The sequence below is a fragment of the Sphingobium indicum BiD32 genome, from assembly GCF_000382885.1.
Taxonomy (GTDB): domain Bacteria; phylum Pseudomonadota; class Alphaproteobacteria; order Sphingomonadales; family Sphingomonadaceae; genus Sphingobium; species Sphingobium japonicum_C.
The window spans coordinates 20722-35746 of record NZ_CAVK010000085.1 but is presented as its reverse complement, the minus strand read 5'-3'; the positions used below and the strand labels follow the sequence as shown (position 1 = coordinate 35746).

At 61.0% G+C, this 15025-nt stretch carries 17 protein-coding genes and 2 pseudogenes; 6 read left to right on the top strand and 13 right to left on the bottom strand.

Annotated features, from left to right (window positions below; genetic code table 11):
• Positions 1 to 7: 7 nt before the first annotated feature.
• The 4 genes from frr to rpsB form a co-directional block, all read right to left on the bottom strand.
• Entirely contained in the window at positions 8 to 565 is a 558-nt protein-coding gene (frr, locus tag EBBID32_RS09330; RefSeq protein ID WP_006954695.1) for a ribosome recycling factor, read from the bottom strand.
• 1 nt (position 566) lies between these two features.
• Positions 567 to 1292 carry a UMP kinase gene (pyrH, locus tag EBBID32_RS09325; RefSeq protein WP_006954692.1) on the bottom strand — a complete coding sequence of 242 codons (726 nt, stop codon included), beginning with the start codon at positions 1290 to 1292 and terminating at the stop codon, positions 567 to 569.
• A gap of 184 nt (positions 1293 to 1476) precedes the next feature.
• The gene (tsf, locus tag EBBID32_RS09320) at positions 1477 to 2406 is read right to left on the bottom strand and encodes a translation elongation factor Ts (RefSeq protein ID WP_006954691.1); all 930 of its coding nucleotides are present in this window, start codon (positions 2404 to 2406) and stop codon (positions 1477 to 1479) included.
• Positions 2407 to 2505: 99 nt separating this feature from the next.
• Positions 2506 to 3264: a 30S ribosomal protein S2 gene (gene rpsB, locus EBBID32_RS09315; RefSeq protein WP_006954689.1), complete on the bottom strand. Its 759-nt coding sequence runs from the start codon at positions 3262 to 3264 to the stop codon at positions 2506 to 2508.
• 256 nt (positions 3265 to 3520) lie between these two features.
• Between rpsB and EBBID32_RS09310 the strand changes: the two genes are divergently transcribed.
• Positions 3521 to 3748 (top strand): hypothetical protein, encoded by a 228-nt coding sequence (locus EBBID32_RS09310; RefSeq protein ID WP_006954686.1) that lies wholly within the window; start codon positions 3521 to 3523, stop codon positions 3746 to 3748.
• Between the two features lie 7 nt (positions 3749 to 3755).
• On the opposite strand, the gene EBBID32_RS09305 is transcribed toward EBBID32_RS09310, so the two are convergent.
• Positions 3756 to 4487 (bottom strand): CDP-alcohol phosphatidyltransferase family protein, encoded by a 732-nt coding sequence (locus tag EBBID32_RS09305; protein ID WP_006954684.1) that lies wholly within the window; start codon positions 4485 to 4487, stop codon positions 3756 to 3758.
• 50 nt (positions 4488 to 4537) lie between these two features.
• Entirely contained in the window at positions 4538 to 5272 is a 735-nt protein-coding gene (locus tag EBBID32_RS09300; protein WP_006954682.1) for a phosphatidylserine decarboxylase, read from the bottom strand.
• A 181-nt stretch (positions 5273 to 5453) separates the two neighbouring features.
• Here EBBID32_RS09300 and EBBID32_RS09295 point away from each other — a divergent pair, with 181 nt between their 5' ends.
• From EBBID32_RS09295 to EBBID32_RS24860, 5 genes and pseudogenes are all read left to right on the top strand, one after another.
• A complete protein-coding gene (locus EBBID32_RS09295; protein ID WP_006954680.1) occupies positions 5454 to 6668 on the top strand; it encodes an NADP-dependent isocitrate dehydrogenase in 1215 nt (404 codons plus the stop codon).
• Between the two features lie 29 nt (positions 6669 to 6697).
• Positions 6698 to 7477 (top strand): hypothetical protein, encoded by a 780-nt coding sequence (locus EBBID32_RS09290; RefSeq protein ID WP_231382157.1) that lies wholly within the window; start codon positions 6698 to 6700, stop codon positions 7475 to 7477.
• 42 nt (positions 7478 to 7519) lie between these two features.
• Entirely contained in the window at positions 7520 to 8401 is an 882-nt protein-coding gene (locus EBBID32_RS09285; protein ID WP_037489986.1) for a hypothetical protein, read from the top strand.
• Between the two features lie 15 nt (positions 8402 to 8416).
• A pseudogene (locus EBBID32_RS09280) lies at positions 8417 to 8995 on the top strand (nitrilase-related carbon-nitrogen hydrolase); the annotation flags it as partial.
• 329 nt (positions 8996 to 9324) lie between these two features.
• A pseudogene (locus EBBID32_RS24860) lies at positions 9325 to 9423 on the top strand (biopolymer transporter ExbD); the annotation flags it as partial.
• An 82-nt stretch (positions 9424 to 9505) separates the two neighbouring features.
• On the opposite strand, the gene EBBID32_RS09270 reads toward EBBID32_RS24860, so the two are convergent.
• From EBBID32_RS09270 to glmU, 7 genes are read right to left on the bottom strand one after another with little or no spacing between them, the layout of a single operon-like run.
• Positions 9506 to 9856 (bottom strand): type II toxin-antitoxin system HicB family antitoxin, encoded by a 351-nt coding sequence (locus EBBID32_RS09270; protein ID WP_006954669.1) that lies wholly within the window; start codon positions 9854 to 9856, stop codon positions 9506 to 9508.
• Positions 9849 to 10097 carry a hypothetical protein gene (locus tag EBBID32_RS09265; RefSeq protein ID WP_006954668.1) on the bottom strand — a complete coding sequence of 83 codons (249 nt, stop codon included), beginning with the start codon at positions 10095 to 10097 and terminating at the stop codon, positions 9849 to 9851. The genes EBBID32_RS09270 and EBBID32_RS09265 overlap by 8 nt, the downstream gene beginning before the upstream one ends.
• A 47-nt stretch (positions 10098 to 10144) precedes the next feature.
• Positions 10145 to 11968, bottom strand: coding sequence for a glutamine--fructose-6-phosphate transaminase (isomerizing) (gene glmS / locus EBBID32_RS09260; RefSeq protein WP_006954665.1), 1824 nt, complete (start codon positions 11966 to 11968; stop codon positions 10145 to 10147).
• A gap of 16 nt (positions 11969 to 11984) precedes the next feature.
• Complete coding sequence (locus tag EBBID32_RS09255; protein ID WP_006954663.1) at positions 11985 to 12365, bottom strand: PIN domain-containing protein; 381 nt, start codon at positions 12363 to 12365, stop codon at positions 11985 to 11987.
• Positions 12362 to 12721: a ribbon-helix-helix domain-containing protein gene (locus tag EBBID32_RS09250; RefSeq protein ID WP_006954661.1), complete on the bottom strand. Its 360-nt coding sequence runs from the start codon at positions 12719 to 12721 to the stop codon at positions 12362 to 12364. The genes EBBID32_RS09255 and EBBID32_RS09250 overlap by 4 nt, the downstream gene beginning before the upstream one ends.
• Positions 12722 to 12754: 33 nt before the next feature.
• Complete coding sequence (locus EBBID32_RS09245; RefSeq protein WP_037489982.1) at positions 12755 to 13654, bottom strand: metallophosphoesterase; 900 nt, start codon at positions 13652 to 13654, stop codon at positions 12755 to 12757.
• Between the two features lie 55 nt (positions 13655 to 13709).
• Complete coding sequence (gene glmU / locus EBBID32_RS09240; protein ID WP_231382158.1) at positions 13710 to 15002, bottom strand: bifunctional UDP-N-acetylglucosamine diphosphorylase/glucosamine-1-phosphate N-acetyltransferase GlmU; 1293 nt, start codon at positions 15000 to 15002, stop codon at positions 13710 to 13712.
• Between the last annotated feature and the right edge of the window lie 23 nt (positions 15003 to 15025).

Here is a 15025-nt window from a genome sequence, read left to right as displayed (position 1 = left end):
TCCCGGCTTACTGGCCGAGAATTTCCTTTTCCTTGGCCGCAAAGGTCGCGTCCAGTTCCGCAATGACGCCGTCGGTCAGCTTCTGGACCTCGGTTTCCTTGCGCTTGCGATCATCCTCGCTGATTTCGCCCTTCTTCTCGTCGGCCTTCAGGCTGTCCATGCCGTCACGCCGCACGTTGCGCACCGCAATGCGCGCGGCTTCGGCATATTTGCTCGCCAGCTTGGCCAGTTCCTTGCGGCGATCCTCGGTCAGGTCGGGGATCGGCAGGCGCAACGTCTGCCCGTCAACGATGGGGTTCAGTCCCAGTCCGGCCGACCGGATCGCCTTGTCCACCGGCCCCACATTGGTCTTGTCCCACACCTGCACCGACAACATGCGCGGTTCGGGGGCAGAGACGGTCGCCACCTGATTGAGCGGCATCGATGCGCCATAGACGGTCACCGTCACCGGATCGAGCAGCATCACATTGGCGCGCCCGGTGCGCAGGCCCGAAAGGTCGCCCTTGAGCGATTCGACGGCACCCGCCATGCGGCGTTCCAGGTCCGATTTGTCATATTGGGCCATGTCAGCTCTCCTGATTTTGTACGATCGTCGCCACGCCCTGCCCGGCCAGCACTGTCGCCAGATTGCCGGTTTCGCGGATGTTGAACACAACGATGGGAATATGATTGTCACGGCACAGCGCGATGGCGCTGGCATCCATGACCTTGAGATTGTCGGTCAGCACCCGGTCGAAACTGATTTCGTCATAACGGGTCGCACTGGCCACCTTCTTGGGATCGGCATCATAGACGCCGTCGACGCTGGTGCCCTTGAAGATCGCGTCGCAATTCATCTCGGCCGCGCGCAATGCAGCGGTCGTATCGGTGGTGAAAAAGGGATTGCCTGTGCCCGCCGCAAAGATGACGATCCGGCCCTTCTCCATATGCCGCACCGCCTTGCGCCGGATATAGGGTTCGCACACCGACGCCATCGGGATTGCCGACTGGACGCGCGTGTCGCAGCCGATCTTCTCCAGCGCATTCTGCACCGCCAGCGCGTTCATGACGGTCGCCAGCATCCCCATATAGTCGGCGCTGGTGCGGTCAAAACCCTTGGCCGCGCCGGCCAGCCCCCGAAAGATATTGCCGCCGCCCACCACGACGCACAGCTCGAACCCGGCTTCCTTCGCCGCGGCAATCTCGCCTGCGACGCGATCGACGGTTTCGGGATCGATGCCGAACTGGCCCGAACCCATCAGCACCTCGCCCGACAATTTCAGCAATATGCGCTTGAAGGATGGCCGGGTCATGCGGGGCAAAATTCCATCTGTTCTAAGCCCATCTGTTTTGGGCAAGGAAATGGCGCGCACCTTAGCAGTGCGCGCCAGTATGTGAAGCGGGGTTTTGGCGATTCACGCCACCCCCATGTCGGTTCGCTGCGCGCCTGTCGAGAGAAGTTTCCCGACCGGCGCGCGAAAGCGAACCGACTATGCGTCAGGCGACGCCAGCGGCCGCCGCGACTTCGGCGGCAAAGTCGCTGACTTCCTTCTCGATGCCTTCGCCCAACTGGAAGCGGACATAGCTGGTCAGGGTGATCGACGCGCCCGCTTCCTTGGCAGCCTTGGCCACCACGTCGGCGATCGGCGTCTTGTTGTCCATCACGAACAGCTGCGACAGCAGCGCGTTTTCCTTGGCATATTTGGCCACCGCGCCATCGACCATCTTGGCGATGATTTCAGCGGGCTTGCCCGATTCGGCGGCCTTTTCGGTCGCGATGGCGCGTTCACGCTCCAGCTGGACCGGGTCAATGTCGGCAGCCGACAGCGCCAGCGGGAAAGCGGCGGCGATGTGCATCGCAATCTGCTTGCCCAGCGGTTCCAGAACGGCGGCAGGCGCATCGCCTTCCAGCGCGACCAGCACGCCGATCTTGCCCAGACCGGGGGCGGCCGCGTTGTGGACATAGGGGACGATCACGCCCTGGTTCACCGACACATGCGCCACGCGGCGGACATTCTGGTTTTCGCCGATGGTCGCGATGTTGGCGACCAGCTTTTCGGACACAGTGCCACCCGACGGATAGGGTGACGCCAGCAGCGCTTCAGCATCCGCCACGCCGCTTTCCAGCGCGATGGTGGACACGGTGCGGACGAAATCCTGGAACTGGTCGTTCTTGGCGACGAAGTCGGTTTCGCTGTTCACTTCAACGGCCACGCCCTTGGTGCCAGAAACGGCCACGCCGACCAGACCTTCGGCTGCGGTGCGGCTCGACTTCTTCTGCGCGGCGGCCAGACCCTTGGCGCGCAGCCAGTCGGTTGCCGCTTCGATGTCGCCATTGGTTTCGGTCAGCGCCTTCTTGCAATCCATCATGCCGGCGCCCGAACGGTCGCGCAGTTCCTTGACGGTGGCGGCGGTAATATCGGCCATGTTTCGGCTCCTAATATGTCTGTGATTCAAATAAGCGGCAGGGCGCGTCTCTACAAAGAGCGCGCCCTAGCCTGTCATTCTTGCAGTTGTGCGACGCCTTTAGGCTTCGGCAACAACCTCTTCAGCCAGCGGCTCGTCCATCGCGCCCAGGTCGACGCCCGAAGCCTGCTGCGCACCACGGTTGCCCTTGGTGGCGGCAGCCGCAATGGCGTCGCAATAGAGGCGGATGGCGCGGCTGGCGTCGTCGTTCGCGGGAACCGGAAACGCGATGCCGTCGGGCGAAACATTGGAATCGAGGATCGCAACGACCGGGATACCCAGCGTGTTGGCTTCCTTGATCGCCAGTTCTTCCTTGTTGGCGTCGATCACGAACATGACATCGGGGATGCCGTTCATGTCGCGGATGCCGCCCAGCGACATTTCCAGCTTCTCGCGCTCGCGAGTCATCTGGAGCACTTCCTTCTTGGTGAAGCCATGGGTGTCACCCGACAGCTTTTCCTCAAGGGTCTTGAGACGCTTGATCGAACCCGAAATCGTTTTCCAGTTGGTGAGCATCCCGCCCAGCCAGCGATGGTTGACGAAATGCTGGCCGGACTTGCGCGCCGCGTCGGCGATCGGGTCCTGCGCCTGGCGCTTGGTACCCACGAACAGCACCTTGCCGCCAGCGGCAACGGTCGACGACACGAAGTCGAGCGCGCGGCCGAACAAAGGCACGGTCTGCGACAGGTCAAGGATGTGGATGCCGTTGCGCTCGCCAAAGATGTACGGCTTCATGCGCGGATTCCAGCGATGCGTCTGGTGGCCGAAATGCGCGCCAGCGTCGATCAATTGGTGCATGGTGACGACAGGTGCCGCCATAAGATAATCTCCTTCCGGTTGTGCCTCTGGGAATCAGGAACCGGGAAAGAGCCTCAAAGACCCTGCCGGCACCGGATATGTCGATTCCCATGTGGAATAGGGCGCGCCTTTAACGACCCGCGAAACATTGCGCAAGGGGTTGACTTGTACCAAAGATGGGAACATACAGTGAACAGACGGAACAAATGCGGATAACCGCTGTTTACACCGTCATAGTGGGACTAGCCGTGCAAATGGCAAGATAGAAAGTGATCTCATGTTCACATTCGTTGCAGTGACCCTGTTTTCTCTGACCTTCCTGATGGCGGTCGGCACGATCGCGTGGATGTTTCTCCACTATCATGACAAGATGGTGGCAGCCTTGCTGTTCCAGCCGATCCCGCAGGATGCACCGGTCTATCATGTCCGCATTCGTCGTCCCCGCGTCGTGCCGTCGGCACGCCGCGCTACCCCGTCCCTGTCAACCGGCATTCTCGCCGCCTGACGGAGGATCAGGCTGCCGGGTCGGCCGCCGCCTCGCGCTGACGCCGCACTTTGGCGTAGGACAGGATGCCGAACGGGATCAGCGCGACATAGAGGCCACAGATCAGCAGCAGCGTCAGCCAGGGATCGGTCACCAGCAGCGCTGCCAGCAACCCGGCCAGGGCAATTGCTTCCAACCTTATCCGCTTGCGCAGCCGCAGCGCCGACCAGGTATAGGTCGCAATGTTGGAAATCATCAGGAAGGCGATGAACGCGGCCCAGGGTGCCACGACATACCAGGCGCGGAAAATATCCTCTCCCGTCACCAGCCACAGATAGAGCGGCACGAACGCCAGCCCCGCACCAGCAGGCGCAGGCACGCCGGTCAGGAATCCCGCCGATTTGTGGGGTTGCACATCCACATCGATATTGGCGTTGAACCGCGCCAGTCGCAGCGCGCAGGACAGGGCGTGGGCCAAAGCGAAGATCCAGCCGAATTTCGGCATCGCATGCAGCGACCATAGATAGAGGATCAGCGCAGGGGCCACACCAAACGCAATCGAATCGGACAGCGAATCCAGTTCCGCGCCAAAACGGCTCTCGCCACGCAGCAACCGGGCGATTCGCCCGTCCAGGCCGTCCAGCACGCCGGCAAACAGGATGGACAGCACCGCCCGCTCCCATTCGCCCGATATGCCATAACGCACGCCGGTCAGGCCAAAGCATAGCGCCATCGCCGTCACCGCATTGGGTGCGACCATCCGCAGGGTGATCCCACGGCGCAAACCCCGGGGCACGGCGCGGCGCTGCCTCACTGTTGAATACCCGCGATCACGCGACGGTCGCCAATCTGGCCGAGGATAGTCTCGCCCGCCACCGTCCGCTGGCCCAGGATCACGCGCGGCGCAGTGCCAGCGGGCAGATAGACGTCCACCCGGCTGCCAAAGCGGATGAGGCCGATGCGCTGCCCCGCGGCAACCATATCGCCCGGCTTGACGAACGGCACGATCCGCCGCGCCACCAGACCCGCAATCTGGGTGAAGCCGACGCGCACACCGTCATGGCGCTCGACCAAAATATGCTGCCGCTCATTATCCTCGCTCGCCTTGTCCAGGTCGGCGTTCAGGAATTTGCCGGAAATATAGACGACAGACTTGATCGTCCCGCCGATCGGGGTGCGATTGATATGGACGTCGAACACACTCATGAAGATCGACACGCGGATCAGCGGCTGATCGCCCAGCCCTGCCGCACCCGCCATCTCGCGCGGCGGCGGCACCTTCTGGATCAGCGTGACGAGACCATCGGCCGGCGCAATGATCGCGCCCTCATCCTGCGGCACAGCCCGCACGGGATCGCGGAAGAAGGCCAATACCCACATCGTCACGATCAGCATCAGCCAGCCGACCACTTCCCAGCCGAGCAGGAAGAAAATCCCGGTGATGGCCGCAGCAATCAGGCCGAATTTCACCCCTTCCGGGTGAACCGGGGGGAACCGCCATTTGATATTGCCGCCAGCAGCGATCGTGATCTCGTTATTTTCCATAGCCACCGTCTTTAGGGAGAGACCCTCGCCCTGACAACGACCGATGCCGGGCTATGTATCCTCACCCATATTCCGACCTTGGCCGCATCGCCAGAATCGCCGCCTGCACGGTTGAACATTGGCCGCGCTTTGCCTAGGGCGTTTCGCAAATCCACCCAAAGTGAAGAAGGCGAACAGGCGCATGGCGAAGATCAAGGTGAAAAACCCCGTCGTGGAGATTGACGGCGACGAAATGACCCGGATCATCTGGCAGTGGATTCGCGAACGCCTGATCCTTCCCTATCTCGACATCGACCTCAAATATTATGACCTCAGCGTCGAAAAGCGCGACGAGACCAACGACCAGATCACGATCGATTCCGCCAACGCGATCAAGCAATATGGTGTCGGCGTAAAATGCGCCACGATCACCCCGGACGAACAGCGGGTCGAGGAATTCAACCTCAAGTCGATGTGGAAGTCGCCCAACGGCACGATCCGCAATATCCTGGGCGGCGTCGTGTTCCGCGAACCCATCGTCATCAAGAACGTCCCCCGCCTCGTCCCCGGCTGGACCGACCCCATCGTCATCGGCCGTCACGCCTTTGGCGACCAGTATAAGGCGACCGACTTCCTGGTCCCCAGCGCGGGCAAGCTGACCATGGTGTGGGACGGCGACAATGGTGAGAAAATCGAAAAGGAAGTGTTCAACTTCCCCGCCGCCGGCGTCGCCATGGGCATGTACAACCTCGACCAGTCGATCATCGACTTTGCCAAGGCCAGCATGAATTATGCGCTCGACCGCAAATGGCCCCTTTATCTGTCGACCAAGAACACCATCCTCAAGGCCTATGACGGCCGCTTCAAGGATCTGTTCCAGCAGGTGTTCGACGAAGAATTCGCCGACAAGTTCAAGGCGGCGGGCATCGTCTATGAGCATCGCCTGATCGACGACATGGTCGCCTCCGCGCTCAAGTGGAGCGGCAAGTTCGTCTGGGCCTGCAAAAATTATGACGGCGACGTCCAGTCCGACACCGTCGCGCAGGGTTTCGGCTCGCTCGGCCTCATGACCTCGGTTCTGCTCTCGCCCGATGGCAAGACGGTCGAGGCCGAAGCCGCCCACGGCACCGTCACCCGCCACTATCGCCAGCATCAGCAGGGCAAGGCAACCTCGACCAACCCGATCGCGTCGATCTTCGCCTGGACCCAGGGTCTCGCCTTCCGCGGCAAGTTCGACGGCACGCCCGATGTCACCAAGTTCGCCGAAACGCTGGAGCGCGTCTGCATCAAGACCGTCGAGGATGGCGCGATGACCAAGGATCTGGCGCTGCTGATCGGCCCGGAACAGGCCTGGATGACCACGGAACAGTTTTTTGAAACGATCCGCGTCAACCTCGAAGCCGAAATGGCCAAGTAGGTCCGAAAGCTTATCGAATGGAGAATGCAGTGGCGTCAGACCTGTTGGTTTCCGCAGGTAACCTTGTCTGCGCAGGCGCAGCAAGTCCAAAGGACGCCACTGCATTGTTGGGTTTGTGGCCTATATATATGACTACCGACCAATGGTCGGTAGCGGGCAATATCGCGACCATTTCGAGCGTTGTCATCGCGTTCGCGGCAGCCGTTTTCGCCTACAGGCAATATGTCAATGGTCGTTATCATTCAAATATTCGATTCTTGAATGATATTTTTCGCGATTATCTCAAGACCGAGATCGATTATCTGAATAGCGTACGCAGCGAACGGCTTTCTAGCACGGAGCGCGAGAAAGATCTTTCGCGTAATCGCCTGATTTCGCTCCTAATTTACACGCTCGAGGAGACTTTTCTTTTCGTAAAAAATAACTATTCTAGTGATGTTAAATTCATCATAGAAAAAATGATTAAGGAAAAGAAATACGACTTCACAAAGTACACCAACAGAACTTGGCTCTTCTCCTCCCATGGTAGTAGTAGGGAAATCGCCCGCAACTGGCTCAATACTATCATGAGTTATGTTGATCGCAATAATCTGGAAATTTGCACGGTGACGCGCAGCGATATAGAATTCCATATGGCTAGCTATGGACAGACCTATGCAGAGGACTTTGTGGACTTTCTTCGCGAATGCTGCCTGCTGACCATCGAATCCAAATTTCCAAACGATCAAAGCTGTGAGCCGAACACGCCCACGACCGACACCCAAGTTATCGCAGACGCAGCCAAGGAAGTTCCAACCGCCCATATTTGATCGACGGCAACGAAAAAGTCTTCATGTCCCGGAGAGAGTGATTTGCCAAAACTCCTGCTTTTTAAGGCTCGCATCAGGGGCGCGATCGAGCGGTCGGCTAGAACACGCCTCCTATTTGCCGTCGGGTTACTGTGTACCCTTATCGGCTTGATCTCCGGCCTCCAACAGATGTTGTCACTCGACAATCGAGCCGTTCCCTATTTTCGTGGCACTGGCATTATTGCGGCTTCGCTGATCACCGTTTGCCTAATATTTTGGGCGCTCCATTTTCTCTGGTCGACGACAAAGGTCGCACCGATGGAGTTGTCGATCCCACCCAGCAGATTTGCGTGCCGCGTGCTGGACACATATGCTGACAGTCAAGAACTCAATACCACCGCCGTGGCAGAACTGTTCTCGGATGTCACCCCCAGCTTGGAAGTTGCGCTCGAAGCACAGAAGATCAACAATCGTCGGCTCGTCGGCATTATTGAAAAATCGACGGATACGATCGCAGGATGGGTGGCAATGTGGCCGGTCCGGGCCAAGACTGGCAGAGATATCGAATGGGGCAAAGTCGCCGACGACAGCATACCGCTCGATCAACTTCTACGGGAATCGGAAAACAGCCAGGCACGCTATCTCGTGATCTTAGCACTGGGGATTCGGGAGCAATATCGTTGCTTGCCTGACCAACTGTTTCCCAAACTGGCTAACGCCACCCTCTGGCACATTCACGACACCTTCTACGCAAATGAAGAAAAGCGCCTCACGATCTTGGCAGTCGCTTACACGAAAGAAGGCGAAAAAATGTGCCGTATGCTCGGCTTGAGGGCTAACGGTGCTACTACCAACTATACAAACGGTGAAGCGGAGAAGCCAATATTCGCTGGATCCTTCTCCCGCGCAGATATCCGCGACAAGCTGCGGTCGGCTAACAGTTGAGACCCGAACGCTACGATCCACCCCACCCCCAACGAAGCCTTTTGGTGGAATATCAAGGGCAGGGATTCACTCGACGTGATCCAGACGGACTGCGGGCCGATCGGCGTGCTGATCTGTTACGACAGCGAATTTCCCGAACTCGCCCGCCGCCTGGTCGATCAGGGCGCGCGCATCATCTTCGTCCCCTTCTGCACCGACTCCCGCTCCGGCTATATGCGCGTGCGCTACTGCGCGCAGGCCCGCGCGATCGAGAATCAATGCTATGTCGTCATGTCGGGCAATGTCGGCAACCTGCCCAACGTCGATAATATGGACATCCAATATGCCCAGAGCGCCATCCTGACCCCCTGCGACCTGCCCTTCGCGCGCGATGGCATCGCAGCCGAATCCAGTGAGAATGTCGAAACCCTGACCATGGCCGACGTCAACCTCGCCGACCTCAGCTGGGCACGCGCCGAAGGCACCGTCCGCAACCTGCGCGACCGCCGTTTAGATCTCTATCATATCGAATGGGACAACAACCCCGATCACGCCCACGCCCAGAGCGGCGGGCCGGTCCCGGCAGGCGGGCATAATTCGCCGGGTGGTGGGTGATGGGCTTGTGCAGATCGCAAACCACAGCGCCCAACGTTGATTGCTCATATAGCTGACATTAGAAGGGCAAAATGCGCTTCCGTAAATCTGCCATTTCCGCAATTTTCTGCATCGCCGCGCTGTTGCCAATGACAGTCATCGGGCGCGCGTCTACCGGAGCCGAGTCAAGAGATGTCGTTCAATTGACGATCACTTTTGAAGTGCCCGACATCTGCCGTGTCAACGTTGGCGATCAATCATTCTTGATGCCAAAGCAGGATGACGCTCTACTCGCGACGCTCAAGCCGCTCGTTAAGAAGGGGCGAGTTCTCTCCATCGTGGGTGGCATGGATATTCCGTACCGATGTATCGGCCATATGATCTATACCGCGCAACGGGCCGGTTTTAAGAAAGTCGGATTTATCGCAGAACCGCCCGCAGCCAAATAGCCAGCAATACCAGCACGCATTGGTGGGGACTTACGGTATGTTCAGTCGTAATCACCGCAATCTGGTATAAGGCTGCCACAGCTTACCCCGCCCGCCCGATACTCTCGGCCAGCACATTGGCGACATAGGCGTTAAGCGACACGCCCTCCCGCGCAGCCACGAATTTCAGCTTTTCATGCAGAGACCGTGGCACGCGCTGCCGCCACTGGCCGAGCGCGCCAGGACCAGGAACCTCGCGCCCCAATGCCTTCGCGGCATCGTGCCATTCGGTGATCGCCGCCGCCGCATCGACCAACGCCGCCTCCGGCGTATCGCCATCGCCCATGCAGCCGGGCAGCGCGGGAACGGTCGCCAGCCAGCCGCCGCCATCCGCATCCGACAATGGCTCGACCATGATCGCATAATCGGCCTGTCGCGCCTTTGTTTTAGCCATGCTTGCTGTCCTTCACAAATGCCATCAGTTTACGCACATAGACCGGCTTGATCGGGCGCTTGGCCGGAATGGTCAGGATTGTATCACTGCCCGGCACCGCCACTTTCCAGTGCGACCCGCCCCCTGTCGGCGGCAGGCAAGCCCAACCCAGTTGCGCGCACAGCGTCTGGATATCCGATATTGTCCAATCCCCTGCGGGATTATGCGACATCCGGTTCAGCAGCTTATCCGCCTTGGTCATGCAGATATGATACCGTATATGGTGTCAGATAGCAATAACCCTCCCCACTACTCCACCGTCACACTCTTCGCCAAATTCCGTGGCTGGTCCACATCAGTCCCCTTGGCCACCGCGACATGATAGGCCAGCAATTGCACCGGCACCGCATAGACCAGAGGTGCGATCAGCGGATGCACCTTGGGCATCTCGATTGTCGCCATGCAGCCCTCGCCCGCCAGTGCGATGCCTTCCGCATCGGAAATCAGCACCACCTTGCCGCCGCGCGCCTGCACTTCCTGCATATTGCTCACGGTTTTCTCGAACAGCGGGCCTGACGGCGCGATCACGATCACCGGCACCGCCTCGTCGATCAGGGCGATCGGGCCATGCTTCATCTCGCCCGCGGCATAGCCCTCGGCATGGATATAGCTGATTTCCTTGAGTTTCAGCGCCCCTTCCAGCGCCATCGGATAGTCCGGCCCGCGCCCCAGATACAGCACATCGCGCGCCGGCGCGATCAGATGCGCCATCGCCTCGATATCGCCGTCATGGCCCAGCGCCTCGTTCATCGCGGCGGGCCCTTCGGACAGGTGCCAGACGATCTCGGCTTCCTCCTCCGGGGTCAGCAGCCCCTTGGCCCGCGCCAGATTGGCGGCCAGCGCGGCCAGCACCGCCAGCTGGCAGGTAAAGGCCTTGGTCGACGCCACGCCGATTTCCGGCCCGGCATGGGTCGGCAGCAACAGGTCGGCCTCCCGCGCCATCGAACTGGTCGGTACATTGACCACCACCGCGATGATCTGGTCCGCCGCCCTGGCATGGCGCAGCGCCGCCAGCGTGTCCGCCGTCTCACCCGACTGGCTGATGAACAGCGCCAATCCGCCCTTTTCCAGCACCGGGTCGCGATAGCGGAACTCGCTCGCCACATCGATGTCGACCGGCACGCGCGCGAATTTCTCGAACCAATATTTGGCGACCATCCCGGCATAGAAGCTGGTGCCGCAGGCCACGATGGTGATGCGCTTCACTGCGCCCAGATCGAAATCCATGTCCGGCATGGCGACCTCATTCTCCATCCGGCGCAGATAGGCGCGCAGCGTCTGGGCGACGACGACCGGCTGCTCGTAAATCTCTTTCTGCATGAAGTGGCGATGATTGCCCTTGTCGATCATCGCCCCCGACACGCCGGACAGGGTCACCGGCCGCTCGACCGGCACATTATCCTTGTCGAAAATCTCCGCGCCATCTTTGGTGATGACGACCCAGTCACCCTCTTCCAGATAGGCGATCTTCTGCGTCAGCGGTGCCAAAGCCAAAGCATCCGACCCCAGATAGGTCTCCCCATCGCCATAGCCCACCACCAGCGGCGACCCCAGCCGCGCGCCGATCAGCATGTCGGGATGGCTGCGGAACAATATCGCCAGCGCAAACGCCCCGTGCAGGCGCGGCAGCACCTGTGCCACCGCCTCCTTGGGCGACGCCCCCTGCTCCACCAGCTCGCTCACCAGATGGGCGACCACCTCGGTATCGGTCTGGCTGTCGAAGATGCGCCCCCGCGCCATCAATTCGGCGCGCAGCGGCTTGAAATTCTCGATAATGCCATTGTGGACCAGCGCCACTTCGCGCGTCGCATGGGGGTGCGCGTTGCTGGTCGTCGGCGCTCCGTGCGTCGCCCAGCGTGTATGGGCGATGCCGGTGGTGCCGGGCAGCGGCTCGTCGCGCAATTCACTCACCAGATTGGCGAGCTTCCCCTCTGCCCGTCGGCGCTCGATCGCGCCGTCATGGACCGTCGCGACCCCCGCGCTGTCATAGCCGCGATATTCCAGCCGCTTGAGACCATCGACCAGCCGCTCCGCCACGTCGCTATTGCTGATGATGCCAATGATGCCGCACATGTGCCGGGGGAGCCTTTCAGATTTGATAAGGAACGCGGATGCCCGGCATCTCTGCCGGAAAATCCTTAGTATTGCGTGTCACGAGAATGCGGCCGCGCAATTGTGCTGTCGCCAATATAATCGCGTCGGGCGACTTCAGCCTCGCTCGTTCACGGCGAAGCGCAGCCGCCCGATGCGATATCTCGTCATCGATTTCGTCCAGGCCGAACTGCCCCAGAAACATCAGCACCTCGCGCACGGCCGATTCATTGCCTTTGGACAATATCTCGATCCACGCCATGCGGCTGATCCACATGCGCGCGCCGCTGCCGGCTATGCGGGAAATTTCGCGATGTGCCGGTTCATGATTCAAAAGGGCGTCGATGATGATATTGGCGTCCAGGCTGTAACCGCTCATGGGCGATTCTTTTGGTGCGTCTCGGCGGCCTTTTTCGCCAGCGCCAGATAATGCGCCCGCTCCTTGTCATCCTCTTCCGTGAAATATTCAGGGGATGCGGCGCGGACTTCGTCATAATCATCGTCCCACGGCCGGGTCCATTCCGCCCGCCGCGCACGATCATATTCTTGGCGATCGACCGACACGCCATGCCGCGCCCACGCGCCAAAGCCCCTCTCCAGCGAATCCTTCGACGTTTGCGGACGATAGGCCGACACCGCTTCCCGCAATACAGCCGCCCGCGACTTGCCCTGTTCACGGGCAAGCTGGTCAAGCCATTTGACGTCATCGTCGGGAATGTCAGCCAGAAAACGCATGATGATATTCTGATATCATATCATGATATCAAGTCAAGGCATGTTCGATTCGCGCACATATGTCCGGCTCAGTGTCGGCTTTATCCTCACCAGCCAGATATCGGGCGGTGCCAGCATCCGAATCGGCAATCCGCTAGTGCCAACCCCGGCTGCGACAATCATGGTCTTGGCCCCGTCGCGATAAAGCCCACAGCCGTAGCGCGTGCCATATTTCGACGGCACATAGACGATTCCCACAAAGGGCAGCGCCACCTGCCCGCAATGGCTATGCCCCACCAGCGTCAGCGACGGCGCGTCCGGCAGAGCGGGAAATACGTCCGGCCCATGCGACAGGATCAGCGGCGCACCGCCTAATCGCGCCATCGCCGCCAGCGTATCGGGCAGGTCGAGCCTGCGCGTATAAATATCCTGCAACCCGCCGATCGCGAGCGGCCCGCGCCGCACCACATCATCCTGCAACAGGGTGATGCCCAGGCGCGCAAACGCCGCCGTCCAGGCCGGGCCATTCAGCGCGACAAGGTTCTTGCTGCTCCTACTGTCATGATTGCCCAGCACCGCCACCACGCCCAGCCGCGCACGCAACCCGGCAAAGGGCGCGATGCTTGCCAGGGCGTCATAGGTCGCCCCACCCTTGGCATCGCCAATATAGTCGCCACCCAGCAGGATGAGGTCAGGCTTCAGCGCATTGATCTGCGCCACGATCCGCGCCATCCGCGCCGGGCTATTGTCCGGCCCGGACAAATGCGTGTCGGTCAGCAGCGCAACCGTGACCGGCTCACGCGGCGCATCCGCCGGGAAAGGCAGCGCAATCTCCATCCGCCGCACCACCGGCATGGCGCTGGCGTTGCGGATCAGCCAGCCCGCAAGGGCCAGCATCACTAACAGCGCACCAATCAGTCCCGCCCGCCAGGGATACCGCCGGACCAGCCTCATCGCGCACCACACACCGAACCAGGCTCCCGCCTGCGCGGGGGCACGTCGCCTTCTCTCACTTCGCCGCTTTCCGCGCCGTCATCCGCGCCCGAAACCGCTTGGCCCAGCCCGGCTTGCTCTCCTGCGCCGGCCGTACCAGGCACAGCGCATCCGCCTCGACCGATCGCGTCACCACGCTTCCCGCCGCTACGATCGCGCCTTCGCCAATCGACACCGGTGCGACCAGTGCGCTGTTCGATCCGACAAACGCCCCCGCGCCAATCTCGGTGCGATATTTGAAATAGCCGTCATAATTGCAGGTGATCGTCCCCGCGCCGATATTGGCCCCCGCACCCACGCTGGCATCGCCGACATAGGACAGGTGGTTGACCTTGGCCCCTTCGCCCAGCACCGCCTCCTTGATCTCGACGAAATTGCCGACCTTGGCCTTGACGCCGACCTGCGCACCGGGCCGCAGCCGCGCATAGGGACCGATCGCCGCGCCGCTTTCAACGCTGGCCCCTTCCAGATGCGAAAAGGCGTGGATGACCACATCGTCCGCGACGCATACGCCCGGCCCGAACACGACGTTCGGCTCCACCACGACATCGCGGCCCAGCACCGTGTCATGGGCAAAGAACACCGTCTCCGGCGCGACCAAAGTCACGCCCTCGCGCATCGCCTCGACCCGGCGGCGCGCCTGCCACATCGCTTCCACGCCCGCCAGTTCGACCCGGCTGTTCACCCCCGCCACTTCCCATGCGTCCGTCTCGATAACCGCACTCGGCGCCCCCGGCAGCATGATGATGTCGGGCAGATAAAATTCGCCCGCTGCATTGTCGTTGCCGATCTGGTCGAGCAGCACGAACAGGTCGGTCGATCGCACCGCCATCAACCCGCTATTGCACAGCGTCACCGCCCGCTCGGCCTCGCTCGCATCCTTATATTCGACCATCTTCTCGATGATCCCCTGCCCGTCGGCGATGATCCGGCCATAGGCCGCCGCGTCATCGGGACGGAAACCCAGCACCACCGCGCGCGGATCATCCCCCCGGTTCAGCCGGTCGAGCATCGCCCGCATCGTCGCTCCACTCACCAGCGGCACGTCGCCATAGAGGATCAGCACATCGCCCGCGAACCCCGCCAGCGCATCATGCGCCTGGGCAACCGCATGGCCGGTGCCAAGCTGCTTGTCCTGCACCGCTACACCCACGCCGGTGCCCGCCACCGCCGCTTCGACCTGCTCACGCCCCGCGCCCACCACGACCACCTGCCGCTCCGGCTCCAGCGCGGAAACGCTCGCCAGCAGGTGCAGCAGCATCGGCCGCCCCGCAACCGGGTGCAGCACCTTGTGCAGCGACGATTTCATGCGCGTACCCTGCCCGGCGGCAA

Coding starts and splice junctions, on each gene's coding strand:
- glmU (WP_231382158.1), bottom strand. CDS start 15,002: ATGAAATCGTCGCTGCACAAGGTGCTGCACCCGGTTGCGGGGCGGCCG.
- EBBID32_RS09270 (WP_006954669.1), bottom strand. CDS start 9,856: ATGGCTAAAACAAAGGCGCGACAGGCCGATTATGCGATCATGGTCGAG.
- EBBID32_RS09300 (WP_006954682.1), bottom strand. CDS start 5,272: ATGGAAAATAACGAGATCACGATCGCTGCTGGCGGCAATATCAAATGG.
- tsf (WP_006954691.1), bottom strand. CDS start 2,406: ATGGCCGATATTACCGCCGCCACCGTCAAGGAACTGCGCGACCGTTCG.
- EBBID32_RS09245 (WP_037489982.1), bottom strand. CDS start 13,654: ATGAGGCTGGTCCGGCGGTATCCCTGGCGGGCGGGACTGATTGGTGCG.
- EBBID32_RS09255 (WP_006954663.1), bottom strand. CDS start 12,365: ATGAGCGGTTACAGCCTGGACGCCAATATCATCATCGACGCCCTTTTG.
- frr (WP_006954695.1), bottom strand. CDS start 565: ATGGCCCAATATGACAAATCGGACCTGGAACGCCGCATGGCGGGTGCC.
- EBBID32_RS09250 (WP_006954661.1), bottom strand. CDS start 12,721: ATGCGTTTTCTGGCTGACATTCCCGACGATGACGTCAAATGGCTTGAC.
- EBBID32_RS09310 (WP_006954686.1), top strand. CDS start 3,521: ATGTTCACATTCGTTGCAGTGACCCTGTTTTCTCTGACCTTCCTGATG.
- glmS (WP_006954665.1), bottom strand. CDS start 11,968: ATGTGCGGCATCATTGGCATCATCAGCAATAGCGACGTGGCGGAGCGG.
- EBBID32_RS09265 (WP_006954668.1), bottom strand. CDS start 10,097: ATGACCAAGGCGGATAAGCTGCTGAACCGGATGTCGCATAATCCCGCA.
- rpsB (WP_006954689.1), bottom strand. CDS start 3,264: ATGGCGGCACCTGTCGTCACCATGCACCAATTGATCGACGCTGGCGCG.
- EBBID32_RS09305 (WP_006954684.1), bottom strand. CDS start 4,487: ATGGTCGCACCCAATGCGGTGACGGCGATGGCGCTATGCTTTGGCCTG.
- EBBID32_RS09295 (WP_006954680.1), top strand. CDS start 5,454: ATGGCGAAGATCAAGGTGAAAAACCCCGTCGTGGAGATTGACGGCGAC.
- pyrH (WP_006954692.1), bottom strand. CDS start 1,292: ATGACCCGGCCATCCTTCAAGCGCATATTGCTGAAATTGTCGGGCGAG.